Origin of the sequence: Clostridium sp. OM05-5BH (assembly GCF_003481505.1) — a bacterium.
GTDB classification, from domain to species: Bacteria; Bacillota; Clostridia; order Lachnospirales; family Lachnospiraceae; genus Otoolea; species Otoolea fessa.
In genome coordinates, this window is sequence record NZ_QULJ01000002.1 from 400,947 (window position 1) to 417,768 (window position 16,822).

Here is a 16,822-nt window from a genome sequence, read left to right on the forward strand (position 1 = left end):
TGAATTGCAGAAAACGCAGCAGAATGAGGAGATAGACGGATGAAAAAATGGAAGTTATTGGGGAAACGGGCGGCGGCGTTTCTGCTGGGCGCTGTGATGGCGGTCAACCCAGGGCTGGCAGGTACTGCAGCAGAGTCTTTGCTGGGGATCGTCAGCTATGCGGAAGAGAGAACCGCGTCGGTCAATGCGACAAACCTGAATGTCCGGAGTGGTCCGGGCACTTCGTATCAGGCACTAGCGAAGCTGTCCAAGGGCGCACCAGTTACAGTACTTGGTGAGCAGACGGGAACGGATGGCGTCGTATGGTATCAGATACGATATAGCGGAAGCGGCGGTGAGCAGACGGGTTATGTTTCGAGCAAATACATAAAGTTTCCGACTGCGATCAAATCGGATTCGGATTTTGAAAGCTATCTGACAAAGCAGGGATTTCCGGAGAGCTATAAACAGGGGCTCCGGGAATTGCATGCACAATATCCGAATTGGACGTTCACGGCGTTCCAGACAAATCTGGATTGGAACACAGCGTTGAAAAATGAAAGCGTGATCGGGCGGAACCTGGTTGCGAGCAGCAGCATTTCGTCCTGGAAATCGACCGAGACAGGTGCGTATGACTGGGGAACCGGAACCTGGCCGGGTTTTGACGGAAGCTCCTGGGTACAGGCGTCTTCGGATATTATCGCCTATTATATGGATCCGCGGAATTTCTTAAATGATAAATATATTTACCAGTTCATGAAACAGTCGTATGACAGTTCGCTTCACACGAAGACGGGGCTGCAGAACATGGTGAGCGGAACCTTCCTTTCCGGCACGGTGTCGGGCGGCTCGTCGGTATCGGCCGGTACGGGAAGTAGTTCAGGAAGCTCTTCTTCCGGTTCAGCGACGGGACCGGGAAGTTCGTCAGGTTCGAGCGGAAGCAGCGCCGGTCTGTCGTCTCCGATTGCTTCGATCAGCGATCATAAGACGGAGCGGGTGGCAGCGACCAATGGACCGGGCATGGCGGGAGATGGATTTTCTTCCAACAATGCAGACGGGGAGACGGCGCCGGTCAGCAGCGGCACATCGAATAAGTCATCGGGGACAACCAGCAGCACGGCTGGAACCACCAGTGGCAGTACAAGCGCACCGGGAAGCAGCACAACTGGAACAACTTCTGGTTCAACCAGCAGCGGAAGAACAAGTGCACCGGGAAGTGGCACTTCCAGCAGTTCGGGAACTTCCACGGGAGTGGCGCAGCAGTCTGCAATCGGCACTTCCTATGTAGATATCATCATGAATGCGGCATCCGAATCGGGAGTCAATCCATATATTCTGGCATCGATGATTCTGCAGGAACAGGGCAGCCAGGGAACCGGACGCAGTATTTCCGGAACGGTGTCCGGCTATCAGGGTTATTATAACTTCTTTAATATAGAGGCATATCAGTCCGGCTCGATGAGTGCGGTAGAACGCGGACTCTGGTGGGCATCCCAGTCGGGAACCTATCTGCGCCCGTGGAACAGCATCGAGAAATCGATCCGTGGCGGTTCGGTTTATTACGGCGAGAATTATGTAAAAAAAGGACAGGATACGCTGTACTTAAAGAAATTTAATGTGCAGGGCAGCAACCTTTATAAACACCAGTACATGACGAATGTGCAGGCGGCAGCTGCCGAAGGACTGACGCTTTCGAAGATCACGGCATTGGCAAATACAACACTTGAGTTCTCGATTCCGGTGTATAAAAATATGCCGGCGGGCGCCTGCGTCAAACCGACGCTGGACGGCAGCCCGAACAACAAGCTGTCGGCGCTGGGTGTCGATGGATTTGCACTGACACCGACCTTTAACCGAGATACAGAGTCCTACGATCTGATCGTGGATCCGTCGGTGGCAAGCGTGACGGTAGCAGCGAGCGCGATTGATTCCAAGGCAACGATTGCCGGAACGGGAACGGTCGATCTGCAGAGCGGTGTCAATGAGATCACCGTGACGGTCAAAGCGGCAAATGGAAATCTGCGAAATTACGTCCTTCACGTAGTGCGCCAGTCAGGCGGTCCGACCTACTCAAGCTCGATTGGAAGCGGCGTTTCCTCTGGAAGCAGCTCTAGCGGTCCGGCGACGGGACCGGGCATGTCTTCAGGAAGCAGTTCAGGAAATTCTTCCTCCGGCGGTTCGGATGTGCAGATTGTCGGTCCGACCTCTTCGGGAAGCAGTTCAGGAAGCTCTCCTTCCGGGCAGTCTGCACCGGGATCGAATGTGAATGGATTTGGGAGCGGCAGTTCCGGAACCCTGATTGCGCCAAATGGGGAGTCTGTCGGGAGCGCCGGCAGTCCGCAGGGGAGCCAGTCGCCGACCAGCGCGGCGGCACCATCCCAGTCCACATCGGGAACGCATGCGGCATCGTCGGTGCGCGGGGATGTCAACGGCGACGGTAAGCTGAACATCATGGATATCCTGCTGGCACAGCGGTCGATACTGGGACTTGGAAAGTTAAGAGCGGAGGAAATCGCGCGCGCCGACCTAAATGGAAATGGAAAAGTAGATATTTTGGATATTCTTCTGATGCAGAAGAAGATTCTGGGACTGTAGGGATATTTCACGTACCTGCGGCTGGTCTTGAGAGATGGCAGCGGGTACGTGAAAATTTGTAAAGAAAGGGAACGGTGCAGATATGGGACCGTTACCAATAAAGAATATAGGACAGGGCAGTTGAATGAAAAGGTTTAAAAATATCATATTAGGTATACTTGCGGCAGGTATGCTGACGGTGGCGGCGCCGGTTGGCGGGATCAGCGCCTATGCATCCAGCGCAAAAATTTCATTTTCCGATCCGAGTGCGACGGTGGGTCAGGAGTTCAGCGTCAATGTGAAGATCTCCTCTCAGGATGGAAATCTAGGGGCATCCGACGTGGTACTTTCCTATGATCCGTCGGTCATTGAGTTTGTGAGCGGAAATAACGCAAGCGGCGGTGCAGGTTCCGTCCGCCTAGTTGGAACGATGGATTCCAATTCGACGAAGGCATTTTCCTATACGCTGAAATTCAAGGCAGTGCAGGCGGGAAATACTTCGATCTCTGTGGGAAGTTATGAAGTCTATGACTCAGATGCACAGGCAGTCACAGTTTCTAAAACGGGGACGGCGAGCGTCAAAGTAAAAGCACCGGCAACCTCCTCGGCGGAAGCGGCGCTTTCGTCCTTGAAGATTTCTCCAGGAACACTTTCCCCTGCATTTTCGCCAAATGTGACTTCCTATACGGCGCAGGTAGGAGCCAGCGTCGATAAGCTGGCGGTCAGCGCGAGTGCGAAGGACAGCAAGGCGAAAGTCCTTGTCAGCGGTGATTCCGGCTTAAAGGTAGGTGCTAATACCGTTGTCTGCAAGGTGACGGCGGAGGATGGACAGACAACTAAGAGCTACACGATCACAGTCAATAAGCTCGATACGGTCGATGTGCCGTCAGAGGCGGAGACAGGGGCTGAAACAGAGGCAGTTGGGACAACGCCGGTTGTGAAAAACGGGCTGGATGTGGAAATAGACGGCGTTTCCTATACGGTGGCGACGGAATTTGATGCCTCCCTGCTTCCGGAAGGATATACGCAGTCTACCTGTACTTATGGCGGTTCAGAGGTCCAGTGTGGAAATGGCAATGACCTGACGCTTTTGTATTTGCAGGGTGCCGATGGAAATGGTGCATTTTATATTTATATACCGGAATCCGGTGTGTTATCGCCGTATGTGACGATCGATGTGACAGCAAAGTCGATTCTGGTGCTTCCACCGGATGAGTCGGTTCAGATTCCGGATGGATTTATGGAGACGACCATTCAGTTAAACGGCACGTATAAAGTGCAGGGCTGGGTGTGGAAGAGCGATGAACAGCAGAAGTATTGTGTCGTATATGGTATGAATGAGAGCGGCGAGAAGTCGCTGTATCGGTATGATATTGCAGAAAAGACCTTCCAGCGGTATTTTGAAGACCCGTCTCTGGCAACTAAATACGATGATGCACAAGTGGAAGAGATTGTAGATAAGTACAACGCACTTTGCAGGGATTATAATATCCGCTTTGTCATGCTTGCGGTTCTGGGCGTAGCGTGTGTAATCTTGTTCTTTATCGTGATCAATCTTCTGCTCAAGCGGAAAGAGTGGAGAGAGGAAGCGCAGGCAGCCGGAGGCAGACAGAGGTCCAAGCGTCGTCCGTCATCGCCGAATGCACGACCGGCGGCAGACGCACGGGTGAAACGAGGCACTGGGCGCGACAAGAGAGAAGATGGGGAAATGATGCCGGCAAGACCGGCAGCGCGGAGTGAGAAGGAGCGCATGGCAGCGGATGACAGACGCCGCCCGTCCGCAGAGCGGATGGAGGAAGGGCGGCGGAGTGCGCGCCGAACCCAAGAGACGCTGGAGACAAGACCGGTCCGCCGGGAGCGGGAAGAGGAGCGCGAGACGCCGCCGGTCCGCCGGACAAGGGATGAGGGGCACGCGTCCCAGCCGGTTCGCCGGGAGCGGAGTATGGAGGCAGCAGCATCGGCAGACCGCGCAAAACGGATGCCGGAGGAAAGACGCCGCCGGGAAGCAGGAAGCGAAAATCGTTCCGAACGCGTCCGTAGAGAAATGCCAGAAGAAAGCAGTCCGGCTTGTGTCCGCAGAGAGGCATCAGAAGAAGAACGTCTGCAGCGCACCCGCAGAGATGCGGCAGAGGAAAGCCGTACTGAGCGTCCTCGCAGAACTTCGGCAGACGGAAGCCGTGCAGAGCGGGAACGCCAGGCAGTGGCAGAAAGCCGACGCACAGAACGGGAACGTGCCGTTTCAGCAAAAGAAAGCCGCCTGCAGCGCGATTACACGCCTGCATCGGCGCATCGTGCGGCGAAAGAGTCTGCAGCATCGGGAGAACGCCGGAATGCGCGCCCGGCGATTTATGTGCGCCCGGCATCCCGCTCGGAGCTTTACTACACGCTGGAACGGGAGGAATACGGTGATCGCCCAACGAGATATGAGTCGGAATCAGAGCGATCCAGACGCGCCCGCGAGGCAAAAGCCCGGTTAGAGCGGGATCGGCGTGATGAGGATGGATTTGAGTATATCGACGATCCGCAGTAAATAAAAGAGGAAAAGATGGATATCTGTCCAGGAGATTTCTGGCGGGTATCTGTCTTTTCTTTTATATCGATTTTTTTGTAACAAGTTCACGTTACTGTTCACGCATACGTGCCCAGTAACGGAATTTGCCGTGGCTTCGCATTTAAATACGGCAAATTCCTGCTGCGACCACGTTTTCTTACGGCACTTTCAGTTCCAAAAGTGCCTATCCGTGATCAGTAACAAGTTCACACAATTAACACAGTTTTACAGTTGACGAAAACATCTGTTTGTTATACAATCTATATAACAAATGATAAAACAGGCGGCTGACTGTATTTAGAAACGGGGTCTGCCGTCAGAATGAAAGATGGTGGAGTATGATTGTAGAGATTGATTTTAACAGTGAGGAAGCGCTTTATATTCAGCTCATAAACCAGATCATCATCGGGATTGCAACCGACCAGATCCGGGAGGGCGATACGCTGCCATCCGTGCGCCAGTTAGCGGATAACATCGGAATTAACATGCACACGGTCAACAAGGCATATTCTGTACTGAAACAGGAAGGTTTTCTGCGTGTGGACCGCCGCCGCGGGGCAGTGATTGCACTTGACACGGATAAGATGCGGACGATCTCGGAGATGCGCCGGGATCTCAGTGTAATTCTGGCAAGAGGTGTCTGTAAAAATGTGAGCCGCGAGGAGGTTCACAATCTGGTGGATTCCATTTATGACGCATTTACAGCGGAATAGCAGGTTCCGGCTGCGGACGATGGTTTTTGTGTATTGGAACCGTTGCGGGATGTGTATGTTGGGAGGATAAATTATGCTGTGTGAGAAATGTGGGATTCGCGAAGCGAATATTAAATATACAGAAGTGTTTAACGGCGTCAAGACAGAGCATAATCTCTGCGCCCAGTGCGCGAAAGAGATGGATCTGGGACCGTACTCGGCACTGATTGAGGGAGAATTTCCGCTTGGAAAACTGCTTTCGAGCCTTTTGGGACTGACGGATGCGTCTGCCAGCCAGGCACCGAAAGAGGATGTGGTATGCCCGACCTGCGGCACGACGTATGAAGAATTTATCAAGAACAGCCGTTTCGGATGCGCGGACTGTTATCATGTGTTTGATCCGTTGCTTGGAGAGAAAATTAAGAAATTGCAGGAAAATTCGAGCCATACCGGCAAACATCCGAAGATCCAGCCGCGCAGTCAGGCGGCTGCAGAGGTGACGAAGAAAGGAGAACTGGAATTCAGCCCGGAAGAGCAGATTAAGCAGCTGAAACGCAGGCTGGAAGCGGCGTTGCAGGAAGAAGACTATGAGACGGCTGCTGCCTGCCGGGATAAGATACACAGTCTGGAAGGAGAGATGAGACATGACGAAATGGTTTGAGGAAGTGGCGAATGATGCGTCCAATATCGTTTCCAGCCGGGTGCGTCTGTCTCGGAACTGGGAGGAATATAAATTTCCGAGCAGTCTGGAGCCGGATGAGGCGCGGACGATGATTGCCCGTTTAAAACAGAATTTCCGCGATCTGGGTGACTGGGACGGTCAGTTTTATGAATATGAAGATCTGGAATTGATGGAGAAGCTTGACCGCACCGCATTGCGGGAACGGCGGCTTTTAAACCACACGCTGGCGGAGAAGACGACGCCGGGCGGGATCCTCTGTTCGGAGGATGAGCGGGTCAGCATGGTATTAAATGCGGACGATCATATCCGGTTACAGGTGCTGGCATCGGGACTCGATCTGCAAGAATGTTATGCAAAAGCGGATGCGCTGGATGATTATATCAACGAGAAGATTCCGTATGCATTTAATGAGAAATATGGATATCTGACGTCCTATCCGACGAATGTCGGAACAGCAATGAAGGCGTCCGTGGTCGTGCATCTGCCGTCTCTGACAATGAATAAGAAATTTCAGGAACTTCTGGGCGATATGGGACGTTTCGGCACGACCGTGCGCGGCGTTTATGGCAGAGGCAATGAAAACTACGGCGATTTGTACGAGGTAGTCAATCAGAAGACACTCGGCATCACCGAACAAGAGATTCTGGAGCTGGTAGCCAACGTGGCGGGGCAGCTCTCGGCGCAGGAAAATCAGTTCCGCGAGGTTTCTCTGTCGAGGCACCGCCTGGAGCGGGAGGATGAGGCGTACAAGTCCTACGGCGTTCTGAAATATGCGCGCCGGATGACGCTCAAGGAAGCGATGACATTTCTATCTCATGTCTGGGCGGGCATTGCGGACGGGCTGTTAAAACCGGCAGAATTTGTGAGTATTTACCGCCTGATGATCGGCATCCAGCCGGCAAACTTACAGAAACGTTCGAGCAAGCCGCTGGGACGTGAGGAATTGGAGGCAGAGCGGGCGCGGTATCTGCGTGAGGAACTGCCGAAGCTGGTGTAAAGTAAAAAGAAACAGGAGGAACAGTAAAATGAACGATCGTTTTACTCAGAAAGCCAGAGAAGCGATCCGTCTGGCAGTCGAGACAGCGCAGGAGCTGGAACACGGCTATGTGGGGACGGAGCATCTGCTTTTAGGACTGATAAAAGAGGGAACTGGCGTGGCGGCAGCGGTTTTGGCAGAACATGATGTGACAGAAGAGCGTGTCATGGAACTGATGGAGCGTCTGATAAGCCCGGCAGTGGCGACTCAGGTAGAGGGACAGATTGAATATACGCCGGGGGCGCGCGCCGTGCTGCAGGCGAGTTATGATGAGGCGGTTTTTTTCAAAGCGCCTCTGATTGGAACGGAGCACATCCTGATTGCCATCATCAAGGATGGAAAATCAACTGCGTGCCGTTTACTCAATACAATGAATGTTAATATTCAGAAATTATATGTGGATCTGATGGGGGCTATGGGCGATGATGCGCCGTCCGAGGCGGCGGAAGATGCGGCAGCAGGACGGGTGCGCCCGGAGAAAGGCAATACACCGAATCTGGACAATTTCAGCCGGGATCTGACTCAGATGGCGCGGGACGGAAAGCTCGATCCAGTCATCGGCAGGGAACGGGAAATGAAACGTGTTATTCAGATTTTAAGCCGCCGGACGAAGAATAATCCGTGCCTGATCGGGGAACCAGGCGTCGGAAAAACGGCGGTTGTGGAAGGTCTGGCGCAGTTCATTGTTTCCGGCAATGTACCGGAGACGATCGCGAAAAAGCGGGTTGTCAGCCTCGATTTGTCCGGCATGGTCGCAGGATCCAAGTACCGCGGTGAGTTCGAAGAGCGGATTAAGAAGGTACTTGCCGAGGTGCGGGAGAGTGGAAATGTGCTCTTGTTTATTGACGAGATTCACACGATCATCGGCGCAGGCGGCGCGGAGGGCGCGATCGATGCCTCCAATATCCTGAAACCGTCGCTGGCGAGAGGCGAGATTCAGCTCATTGGTGCGACGACGCTGGAAGAATACCGCAAATACATCGAAAAAGATGCGGCCTTGGAACGCCGGTTTCAGCCGGTTATGGTGGATGAGCCGACGGAGGCGGAATCCATCGAGATTTTGAAGGGGCTTCGCAGCCGCTATGAGGAACATCACAAGGTGACGATCCAGGATGAGGCACTGGTGGCAGCGGTGCGCCTGTCTGCCCGATATATCAATGACCGTTTCCTGCCGGACAAAGCGATCGATCTGATCGATGAAGCATCCTCGAAGCTGCGTCTGACTGTATATACGGAGCCGGAGGAGATCAAAAAGCTCGAAGCGGAGATCAAAAAACTCGAAGGCCAGAAGGAAGAGGCGATCAAGGCTGAAGCCTATGAGAAAGCCGGTGAGATCAAGAAGAAGCAGCAGAAAAAGCAGGAAAAGATTGAAAAGATTCGTGAAAAATGGGAAAAAGAGAAAAATTCACGCAAGTTAGTGGTCGGTGAAAATGAGATTGCGGACATTGTTTCTGACTGGACGAAGATCCCGGTTCGCAAGCTGGCAGAAGAAGAGTCAGAGCGGCTGTTGAAACTGGAGTCCATTCTGCATGAGCGCGTGGTCGGACAGGAGGAAGCTGTATCCGCCGTGGCGCGTGCGATCCGCCGTGGTCGTGTGGGACTCAAGGATCCGAAGCGGCCAATCGGTTCGTTTCTGTTCCTGGGGCCGACGGGTGTCGGAAAAACAGAGCTTTCCAAGGCACTCTCGGAGGCGATGTTTGGCACGGAAAATGCGATGATCCGCGTTGATATGTCGGAGTACATGGAGAAACACAGCGTTTCCAAGATGATCGGTTCGCCGCCAGGATATGTTGGCTACGAGGAGGGCGGACAGCTCAGCGAGAAGGTGTGTCGCAATCCATATTCGGTTATTCTCTTTGATGAGATTGAAAAAGCGCATCCGGATGTATTTAACATTCTGCTGCAGATCCTCGATGACGGGCACATTACGGACGCACAGGGACGGAAGGTGGATTTCAAGAACACGATTCTGATTATGACCTCCAATGCGGGCGCTGAAAATATTATTTCCCCGAAGCGGCTTGGATTCTCGTCGGAGAGCGGTGAGAAAGCGGATTATGCGTTTATGAAAGAACGCGTGATGGAGGAAGTGCGCCGGATGTTTAAGCCAGAGTTTTTAAACCGAATCGATGAGATTTTAGTATTCCATCCTCTGACGAAGGAGAATATCAAGACGATCGCGGGCATTCTGCTGCGCGGCATCAAGAAAAGGACGGAGGATCAGCTTGGAATGACGCTCACGATCACAGATGATGCGATCGATTTTCTGGCAGACAAGGGATATGATTCCAAATATGGTGCAAGACCGTTGCGCCGGACGATCCAGACGCAGATCGAGGATCAGCTTTCTGAGAAGATCCTGGAAGGCACGATCCGGAAAAAAACAGAGGTTCGGATTGAAAAAGATGGTGATCAGCTGAAATTTGAGACGGTCTAAAGGGCTGGAAGCGAAAAGACTGGTAAACCCGGTCGAAGTGTGTTAAAATGATACTACTGAGCAACTGTGTAAGTGCGGAGCAGTTGCGATATTGATTAAAAGGATACTAGGAGGATAAAACATTATGCCAGTAGTTAGCGAGTTAATCCGCATCGAGGATGACGGAACCATCAGTTTTGGCAATTATATGTTAGCAGCAAAGTCCAAGCTGCAGGATTTTGAATTTCAGGGCGATCTTTATAAGGTAAAAACATTCGGCGAGATTACCAAGCTGGAGCGCAACGGAATGTTCGTATATGAGTCGGTACCGGGCACGGCAGTCAATCATTTCCAGGCGGGAGATACTTCCGTACAGTTTTCGGTTGAGGGCGAGAAGGATGCTCAGATTACCATTCAGTTAGAGGATGAGCGTGAGTATGAGGTATATGTAGACGGCGTATCGGTCGGTGGCATGAAGACCAACGTCAGCGGCAAACTGGTACTGAGCGTGGAGCTGAACCCGGGCAAGGCAACCGCAATCCGGATTGAAGCCAGATAAGGAAAAGAAAAACAAAACGTTACGTACAAGTTACAATGCATGAGATGAAAGCTGCTGCATGGCAGGAATGGCGGGCGTGTGCGCCGGAAGCCGGTTTCCGCCATGCAGCAGCTTTTTGTGTAATAAGAAATATGAGAAGAAGTGTTTGGAAAGGAATCAGCATGGCAAAGGCAAAATCAACGGGATTTTTCTGCAGGGAATGCGGTTATGAATCTTCCAAATGGATGGGGCAGTGCCCGGCGTGCAAGGCGTGGAATACGATGGTGGAAGCGCCGTCCGCACCGGCATCATCCGGTACGGCAGCAGGGCGGTATGCGGCAGCGGCTTCGCTGACGGTGGCACCGGGGAAACGGGCTGGCGCGCAGGCAAAGCCGGTCAGCTTAGATGAAATTGAGCTTTCCGATACGGATCGGACGAGAACCGGATTTGCAGAACTTGACCGGGTGCTTGGAAGCGGCGTGGTGCGTGGCTCCCTGGTACTGGTCGGCGGAGATCCGGGAATCGGAAAATCAACCCTGCTTCTGCAGGTCTGCCGGAACCTGGCAGGACAGGAACAAAAGGTTTTATACGTCTCCGGCGAGGAGTCATTAAAACAGATCAAACTGCGGGCAAGCCGGATCGGGACGGTGCGCGGACCACTTTCGTTCTTGAGCGAGACGAACCTGGATACGATCGCGGAGGTGATCCGGGAGGTACGCCCGGATGTGGTCGTGATCGATTCGATCCAGACCATGTTTATCGAGGCGGCAGGTTCTGCACCGGGCAGTGTCAGCCAGGTAAGAGAGTGCACCGGCGTCCTGATGCAGCTCGCAAAAGGACTGGGCGTGACAGTCTTTATCGTCGGTCATGTGACGAAAGAGGGCGTTGTGGCGGGACCGCGTATGCTGGAACATATGGTCGATACAGTGCTATATTTTGAGGGCGATCGTCATGCGTCCTACCGGATTCTGCGGGGAGTGAAGAACCGTTTCGGTTCGACCAATGAGATCGGCGTGTTTGAGATGCGGGAGGAAGGACTGGCGGAGGTGCCGAATCCATCCGAATTTATGCTGGAAGGGCGCCCGGCGGAGGCATCCGGTGCGGTGACTGCCTGCTCTATGGAGGGAACCCGCCCGATTCTTCTGGAAGTGCAGGCGCTGGTGTCAAAGACGAATTTCGGACTGCCGCGGCGGACAGCAGCGGGCGTCGATTACAACCGTGTGAACCTGCTCATGGCAGTGTTGGAAAAACGATGCCGTTATGCCCTGTCCGGGTACGATGCGTATGTCAACATTGCAGGCGGCATGAAGATGAACGAGCCGGCGCTTGACCTTGCGATCGTGATGGCGCTGATTTCCAGCTATAAAGACCGTCCGCTGGATGAGAAAACGATCGTATTTGGCGAGGTCGGACTTTCCGGAGAGGTGCGCGCCGTCTCGATGGCAGAGCAGAGAGTCCATGAGGCAGTCAAGATGGGATTTACAAGATGCATTCTTCCGATGGTCAATGTCAGTAAATTGAAACCAAGGTCGGATATCCGGCTGGAAGGGGTGGCAAATGTGCGGGAGGCGATTGGGCTGCTGTAGGTTGCTTGGATTTTGGGAAAATTTAAGAAAAATAATATTAGCGTAATGTGAGTAATAGCAAATTTGTCTCAGTGGGAGTTGGGTCTCCGACTGAGATAAACGCTCCGTGAGGATGCGCAGTGATTCTGATAGGAATATGTCAGCTTCTCTGACCAGAATCACGCGTCAAGTCTCACGGACGTTCGACTTGAATGTTTAAAAAAACAAAAAACGCCAATGACTCATCTCTGAATCACTGACGCCTTTAGAAGCAGGGGAAGAGGGATTCGAACCCCCATTAACGGTTTTGGAGACCGTTGCTCTGCCATTGAACTATTCCCCTTCGTTGCTGACTCAGTTATAATATCATAGCCATAACGAAAAGTCAACAATTTTTTTGTGATTTTTCATTTTTTTTGATTTAATATATTTTTTTCCATTTATTAAGTATCATTCATCATTTTATATGGAAACTAGAGATCAGGATAATTTGGTAAAAGAGAATTTGTGTGCTCATGCTGGGTGGAAAATCACAATGAATATTTAGTTCAACTGCCCAAAACCAATCCGTTAAACCATTTGATGTATATAAATAATGACAATATATCATGAAATGAATACGACGATAGTTCTAGACGTCGGAATATTTTACTAAGAAACACTCTGCTTTTTTGGTAAAAATCATGTATTAAAAATATGCGGTATAAAAGAAATCAAATTGACATTCGACAAAAATCATGCTATAAACACTGAATAAATCTTTATGGTTTTAAATGTGCCTAAAAAACGGAGGAAAAAATTCTGTTGGTACATTCAGTAAAAAGGAGTTGTTTATTATGAAACAGAGAAAAATTATGCTGAAAACGATAGAAGATGCAAAGAAATTTGTCAATGCTTCTATGAAATGCGATTTTGATATTGATGTTTTTTATAACCGTGTTGTCATTGACGCCAAGTCGATTCTGGGAGTTATGAGCCTGGATCTGACACAGATTCTGACCGTTGAGTACATGGGCGAGGATGCAGAGTATGAGGCGTTTCTTGACACGATGGAAGCGAACAATGTGACAGCGGCATAAAAGGGCTGGAAGGCTGGTTCAAGTGGAACATAGATATCATAGATATTTTGGAAGGATATGTATGGCTCGAATCGACATGATGAAAGAAAAGTTGATAGTACGAAAATAAAGAAAGACTGCGGGTGCCGGAGAGAAGATGGTGTCTGCAGTCTTTTTGATAGACATATATATGTACTCTCGGAGTCTTTCTGCACGTGCTTTTGTGGCTGATTTTCCGCCAGCCGCACCCGAATTTCATCAACGTACGCACCGCGTACGCCTCAGAAATTTGGGCACAACTGACAAAAAATCATTTCACAAAATCAAGCACAGAAAGATTCCGAGAGTACATGTACGGGGAAGGGAGGAACCACACATGGAGCTGACCGGCAGGCAGATACGGATCTCCGTCCGCAATCTGGTTGAGTTCGTTCTGCGTTCGGGGGATATTGATAACCGGCGCACGGCGGGTGCACAGAAAGAGGCGATGTTAGCTGGAGGACGGATGCACCGGAAGATACAGCGGCGGATGGGATCAGGGTATCAGGCGGAGGTGTCGCTGCGCCATTCGGTGGAGGAGGACGGATTCCAGATCGTGGTCGAGGGGCGTGCGGATGGAATCATCCGGGATGGAAAAGATGTCACGATCGATGAGATCAAGTGTGTTTACCAGGATGTAAACTGTCTGGAAGAAGCGGTTGGCGTGCATATGGCGCAGGCGCGCTGTTATGGATATATCTATGGATTACAGGAAGCGCTGGACGAAGTGACACTGCAGCTCACCTACTGTAATCTGGAGACGGAGGAGATCCGCCGCTTTCAGGAGATCCAGACGATGGACGAACTTTCTGAATGGTTTGCTGGTCTGATCCATGAATATGTCAAATGGGCGCGTTACCTCTATCACAACGGGCTGCGACGTGATGAATCAATCAAAGCGCTCGAATTTCCCTATCCGTACCGGGCGGGACAGCGGGATCTGGCGGTGGCGGTTTACCGGACGCTGGAGCGCGGGCGAAGGCTGTTTGTCCAGGCCCCGACCGGGATTGGAAAGACTCTTTCGACGGTATTTCCGGCACTTAAAGCGATCGGGGAAGGGCATGGGCAGAAACTCTTTTACCTGACGGCGAAGACGATCACGCGGACGGTGGCGGAAGAGGCGCTGGCGATTTTGCGGGAACGCGGGCTGTATTTTCGTTCGGTCACGATCACGGCAAAGGAAAAGTTGTGTATTTTGGAAAAACCGGTGTGTAATCCGGAAATGTGCCCGCGTGCGAAAGGGCATTTTGACCGTGTCAACGATGCGGTGTATGAAATTTTGCATCAGGAATTTGGAATCACGCGTTCGGTAATTTTAGAGTATGCGGAAAAATTTCAGGTCTGCCCGTTTGAGTTCTGCCTCGATATTTCTTCGTTTGTGGATGGGATCATCTGCGATTATAATTATGTCTTTGACCCGGACGTGCGCTTGAAACGTTATTTTGCGGATGGGGCGGAGGGAGACTATTTCTTCCTGATGGATGAAGCTCACAATCTGGTATCGCGCGCGCGGGAAATGTATAGTGCTTCTATTATAAAGGAAGAAGTGCTTTTGACGAAAAAGGTACTGGGACATCGTGCGCCGGCGCTGGGGCGGCAGCTTACAAGGTTAAATAAGGCGCTTCTGGAGATGAAGCGGGAGTGCAGCGGCTACCAGGTGCTCAAGGATGCCGGACATCTGGTTTCAGTGTTAAACAGTGTTTTTGGAGAAATGGAAAAGTATCTGGAAAAGCCGGGCGGGGAAGATGGACGGGACACGATTCTGGATTTTTATTTTTCGGTGCGACATTTTTTAGATATGTATGAGCGGGTCGATGAGCATTACAGGATTTACACGGAACTTCTGCCGTCCGGCGAATTTGTCATCCGGCTTTATTGTGTCAATCCGATTGAAAATCTGGCGCAGTGCCTGTCGCAGGGGAAAGCGGCGGTCTTTTTCTCGGCAACGCTTCTGCCGCTCCGGTATTACCGGATGCTTCTGTCGGATCAGGAGGAGGACTATACAGTCTATGTGCCGTCCCCGTTTCCGCAGGAGCGGCGTCTTCTGCTGGCGGCGACGGATGTGACGAGCCGGTATACGCGGCGCAATGAGACGGAATACCGGCGGGTGCTGCACTACATCCAGGCGATGGCAAGTGCAAAAAAAGGCAATTATATTGTGTTCTTCCCGTCGTACCAGTATATGAACCGGGTGCGGGAAGTGGAAAAACGTTTTGGGAAAACCGGAAAAAGTATGGAAGTTTTGATCCAGGATTCTCACATGACCGAGGAGGAACGAGAAGCATTTTTACAGAAATTTTCTCCCGAACGAACAGCTGAACGTGATACCTCCTTGGTGGCGTTCTGCGTGATGGGCGGTCTGTTTTCGGAGGGAATCGATTTGACAGGCGACCGGCTGATCGGCGTGATCGTGGTCGGAACCGGGCTCCCGATGGTATGCACGGAGCAGAAAATTTTGCAGGGATATTTTGAAGAAGCGGGAAAAGATGGATTTGCATATGCCTACCAGTATCCGGGCATGAATAAGGTACTCCAGGCGGCAGGGCGGGTCATCCGGACCGCGTCCGATCAGGGCGTCATCCTTTTACTGGATGACCGGTTCTGGCGTCGGGAGTACCGGGAATTATTTCCAAGGGAATGGAGCGATGTTAAACGAGTCAGTCTTTCGTCTCTGGAGCAGGAGCTTCAGGCATTTTGGAGCCGTTTTCCAGAAGTTCAATAAATTCACGCGATGCCTGTGAGATCGGCATTGTCTCATTGTGGACGACGACGAGCTGGCGCGGCGGCAGGGCTTCAGTCAGGGTCAGGGCATAAAGTTCTTTTTCGCCAGCCGGGAGACAGAAATCCGGGACAAATGCGATGCCGAGACCGATGCGCGCCAGATCGATGAGCAGATCGTTGCTGCTTAATTCAATCTCCGGTACGAGGTCGAGCTGGTGCTTCTGGAACATGTTGTGCAGAAATTCGCTGGTGGTACTCTTGCGATCCAGCATGAGGATTGGGAGCGCCTGCAGCTCGCGCAGTGTAACCGGGCGGTCTTTCATCGGAAAATAGGTCTCATTGGCGACGAATATATCGTTGAATTCGCGCAGCACATGGATATTCTGCGTTCCACCGAGCCCGGAGTTTGGATAGTTCGTCAGAATAAAATCGACCTGACCGTTGTCCAGAAGCCGCGCACATTCGATGGAGGTACGGTTGGTAACCTTGATGTGGATATTTGGGTAGCGCTTGTGAAATTCGCTTAAAAATGGCACCAGATAATAGCGGCAGATCGTATCGCTTGCGCCAATGCGGAGCTGACCGCCGTTTAAGCTGTTAGAGTCGAGCAGCTGGTTTTCGCCCTGACGGATCAGGTTCATCGCCGGTTCCACGTGCTTGAGTAGGATCTCGCCTTCCGGGGTAAGCTGTACTTTTTTTGTGCTGCGGATGAAAAGAGTCTGGTTCAGTTTCTTCTCCAGTACTTTGATCGACTGGCTGACCGCCGACTGGGAGATGAAAAGCTGCTTAGATGCCTCGGAGAAACTTAACGTCGAGGCTACGTGGTAAAATACTTTATATAATTCATAGTTGATATCCATTTATTAGTCCTCCTTATAGAACTGTATTCAGTGTAACATGATTGGAGGGCGGAGTCAATAATGATTGTATCTGTGTCTTGTTTGTGATAAAATGACGGAATCATCTTAGAA

Annotated in this window: 11 protein-coding genes and 1 tRNA gene; 10 read left to right on the forward strand and 2 right to left on the reverse strand. The window is 51.6% G+C overall.

The genetic code is table 11. The features are described 5' to 3' along the window. The first annotated feature begins 39 nt into the window (after positions 1 to 39). The 8 genes from DXB70_RS04275 to radA all read left to right on the forward strand — a co-directional run bounded on the left by DXB70_RS04275 (position 40) and on the right by radA (position 12,054). Positions 40 to 2,574, forward strand: coding sequence for an SH3 domain-containing protein (locus DXB70_RS04275; RefSeq protein ID WP_118472747.1), 2,535 nt, complete (start codon positions 40 to 42; stop codon positions 2,572 to 2,574). A gap of 124 nt (positions 2,575 to 2,698) precedes the next feature. Continuing rightward, positions 2,699 to 5,083: a cadherin-like beta sandwich domain-containing protein gene (locus DXB70_RS04280; protein ID WP_118672720.1), complete on the forward strand. Its 2,385-nt coding sequence runs from the start codon at positions 2,699 to 2,701 to the stop codon at positions 5,081 to 5,083. 359 nt (positions 5,084 to 5,442) lie between these two features. After that, entirely contained in the window at positions 5,443 to 5,817 is a 375-nt protein-coding gene (locus DXB70_RS04285) for a GntR family transcriptional regulator (RefSeq protein ID WP_022359631.1), read from the forward strand. A gap of 73 nt (positions 5,818 to 5,890) precedes the next feature. Continuing rightward, positions 5,891 to 6,457 (forward strand): UvrB/UvrC motif-containing protein, encoded by a 567-nt coding sequence (locus DXB70_RS04290; protein WP_107000012.1) that lies wholly within the window; start codon positions 5,891 to 5,893, stop codon positions 6,455 to 6,457. Beyond that, positions 6,441 to 7,475, forward strand: a complete 1,035-nt coding sequence (locus DXB70_RS04295) for an ATP--guanido phosphotransferase (protein WP_118672721.1) — start codon at positions 6,441 to 6,443, stop codon at positions 7,473 to 7,475. Before DXB70_RS04290 ends, DXB70_RS04295 begins: the two co-directional genes overlap by 17 nt. 28 nt (positions 7,476 to 7,503) lie before the next feature. Further along, on the forward strand, positions 7,504 to 9,951 hold the full coding sequence (locus tag DXB70_RS04300; RefSeq protein WP_118672722.1) for an ATP-dependent Clp protease ATP-binding subunit: 2,448 nt from the start codon (positions 7,504 to 7,506) through the stop codon (positions 9,949 to 9,951). A 124-nt stretch (positions 9,952 to 10,075) separates the two neighbouring features. Continuing rightward, the gene (locus DXB70_RS04305; protein ID WP_022359635.1) at positions 10,076 to 10,489 is read left to right on the forward strand and encodes a hypothetical protein; all 414 of its coding nucleotides are present in this window, start codon (positions 10,076 to 10,078) and stop codon (positions 10,487 to 10,489) included. A 161-nt stretch (positions 10,490 to 10,650) separates the two neighbouring features. Continuing rightward, positions 10,651 to 12,054, forward strand: coding sequence for a DNA repair protein RadA (gene radA, locus DXB70_RS04310; protein WP_118672758.1), 1,404 nt, complete (start codon positions 10,651 to 10,653; stop codon positions 12,052 to 12,054). A gap of 251 nt (positions 12,055 to 12,305) precedes the next feature. Here the strand turns inward: radA and DXB70_RS04315 are convergent. Further along, positions 12,306 to 12,376 (reverse strand) — tRNA-Trp (locus DXB70_RS04315). 493 nt (positions 12,377 to 12,869) lie between these two features. Between DXB70_RS04315 and DXB70_RS04320 the strand changes: the two genes are divergently transcribed. Continuing rightward, on the forward strand, positions 12,870 to 13,112 hold the full coding sequence (locus DXB70_RS04320; protein ID WP_118472750.1) for an HPr family phosphocarrier protein: 243 nt from the start codon (positions 12,870 to 12,872) through the stop codon (positions 13,110 to 13,112). Between the two features lie 355 nt (positions 13,113 to 13,467). Continuing rightward, positions 13,468 to 15,852 (forward strand): ATP-dependent DNA helicase, encoded by a 2,385-nt coding sequence (locus DXB70_RS04325; RefSeq protein WP_118672723.1) that lies wholly within the window; start codon positions 13,468 to 13,470, stop codon positions 15,850 to 15,852. Here the strand turns inward: DXB70_RS04325 and DXB70_RS04330 are convergent. Next, positions 15,788 to 16,711, reverse strand: coding sequence for a LysR family transcriptional regulator (locus tag DXB70_RS04330; protein WP_022359290.1), 924 nt, complete (start codon positions 16,709 to 16,711; stop codon positions 15,788 to 15,790). The two genes, DXB70_RS04325 and DXB70_RS04330, sit on opposite strands and share 65 nt — an antisense overlap. Positions 16,712 to 16,822: the final 111 nt, after the last annotated feature.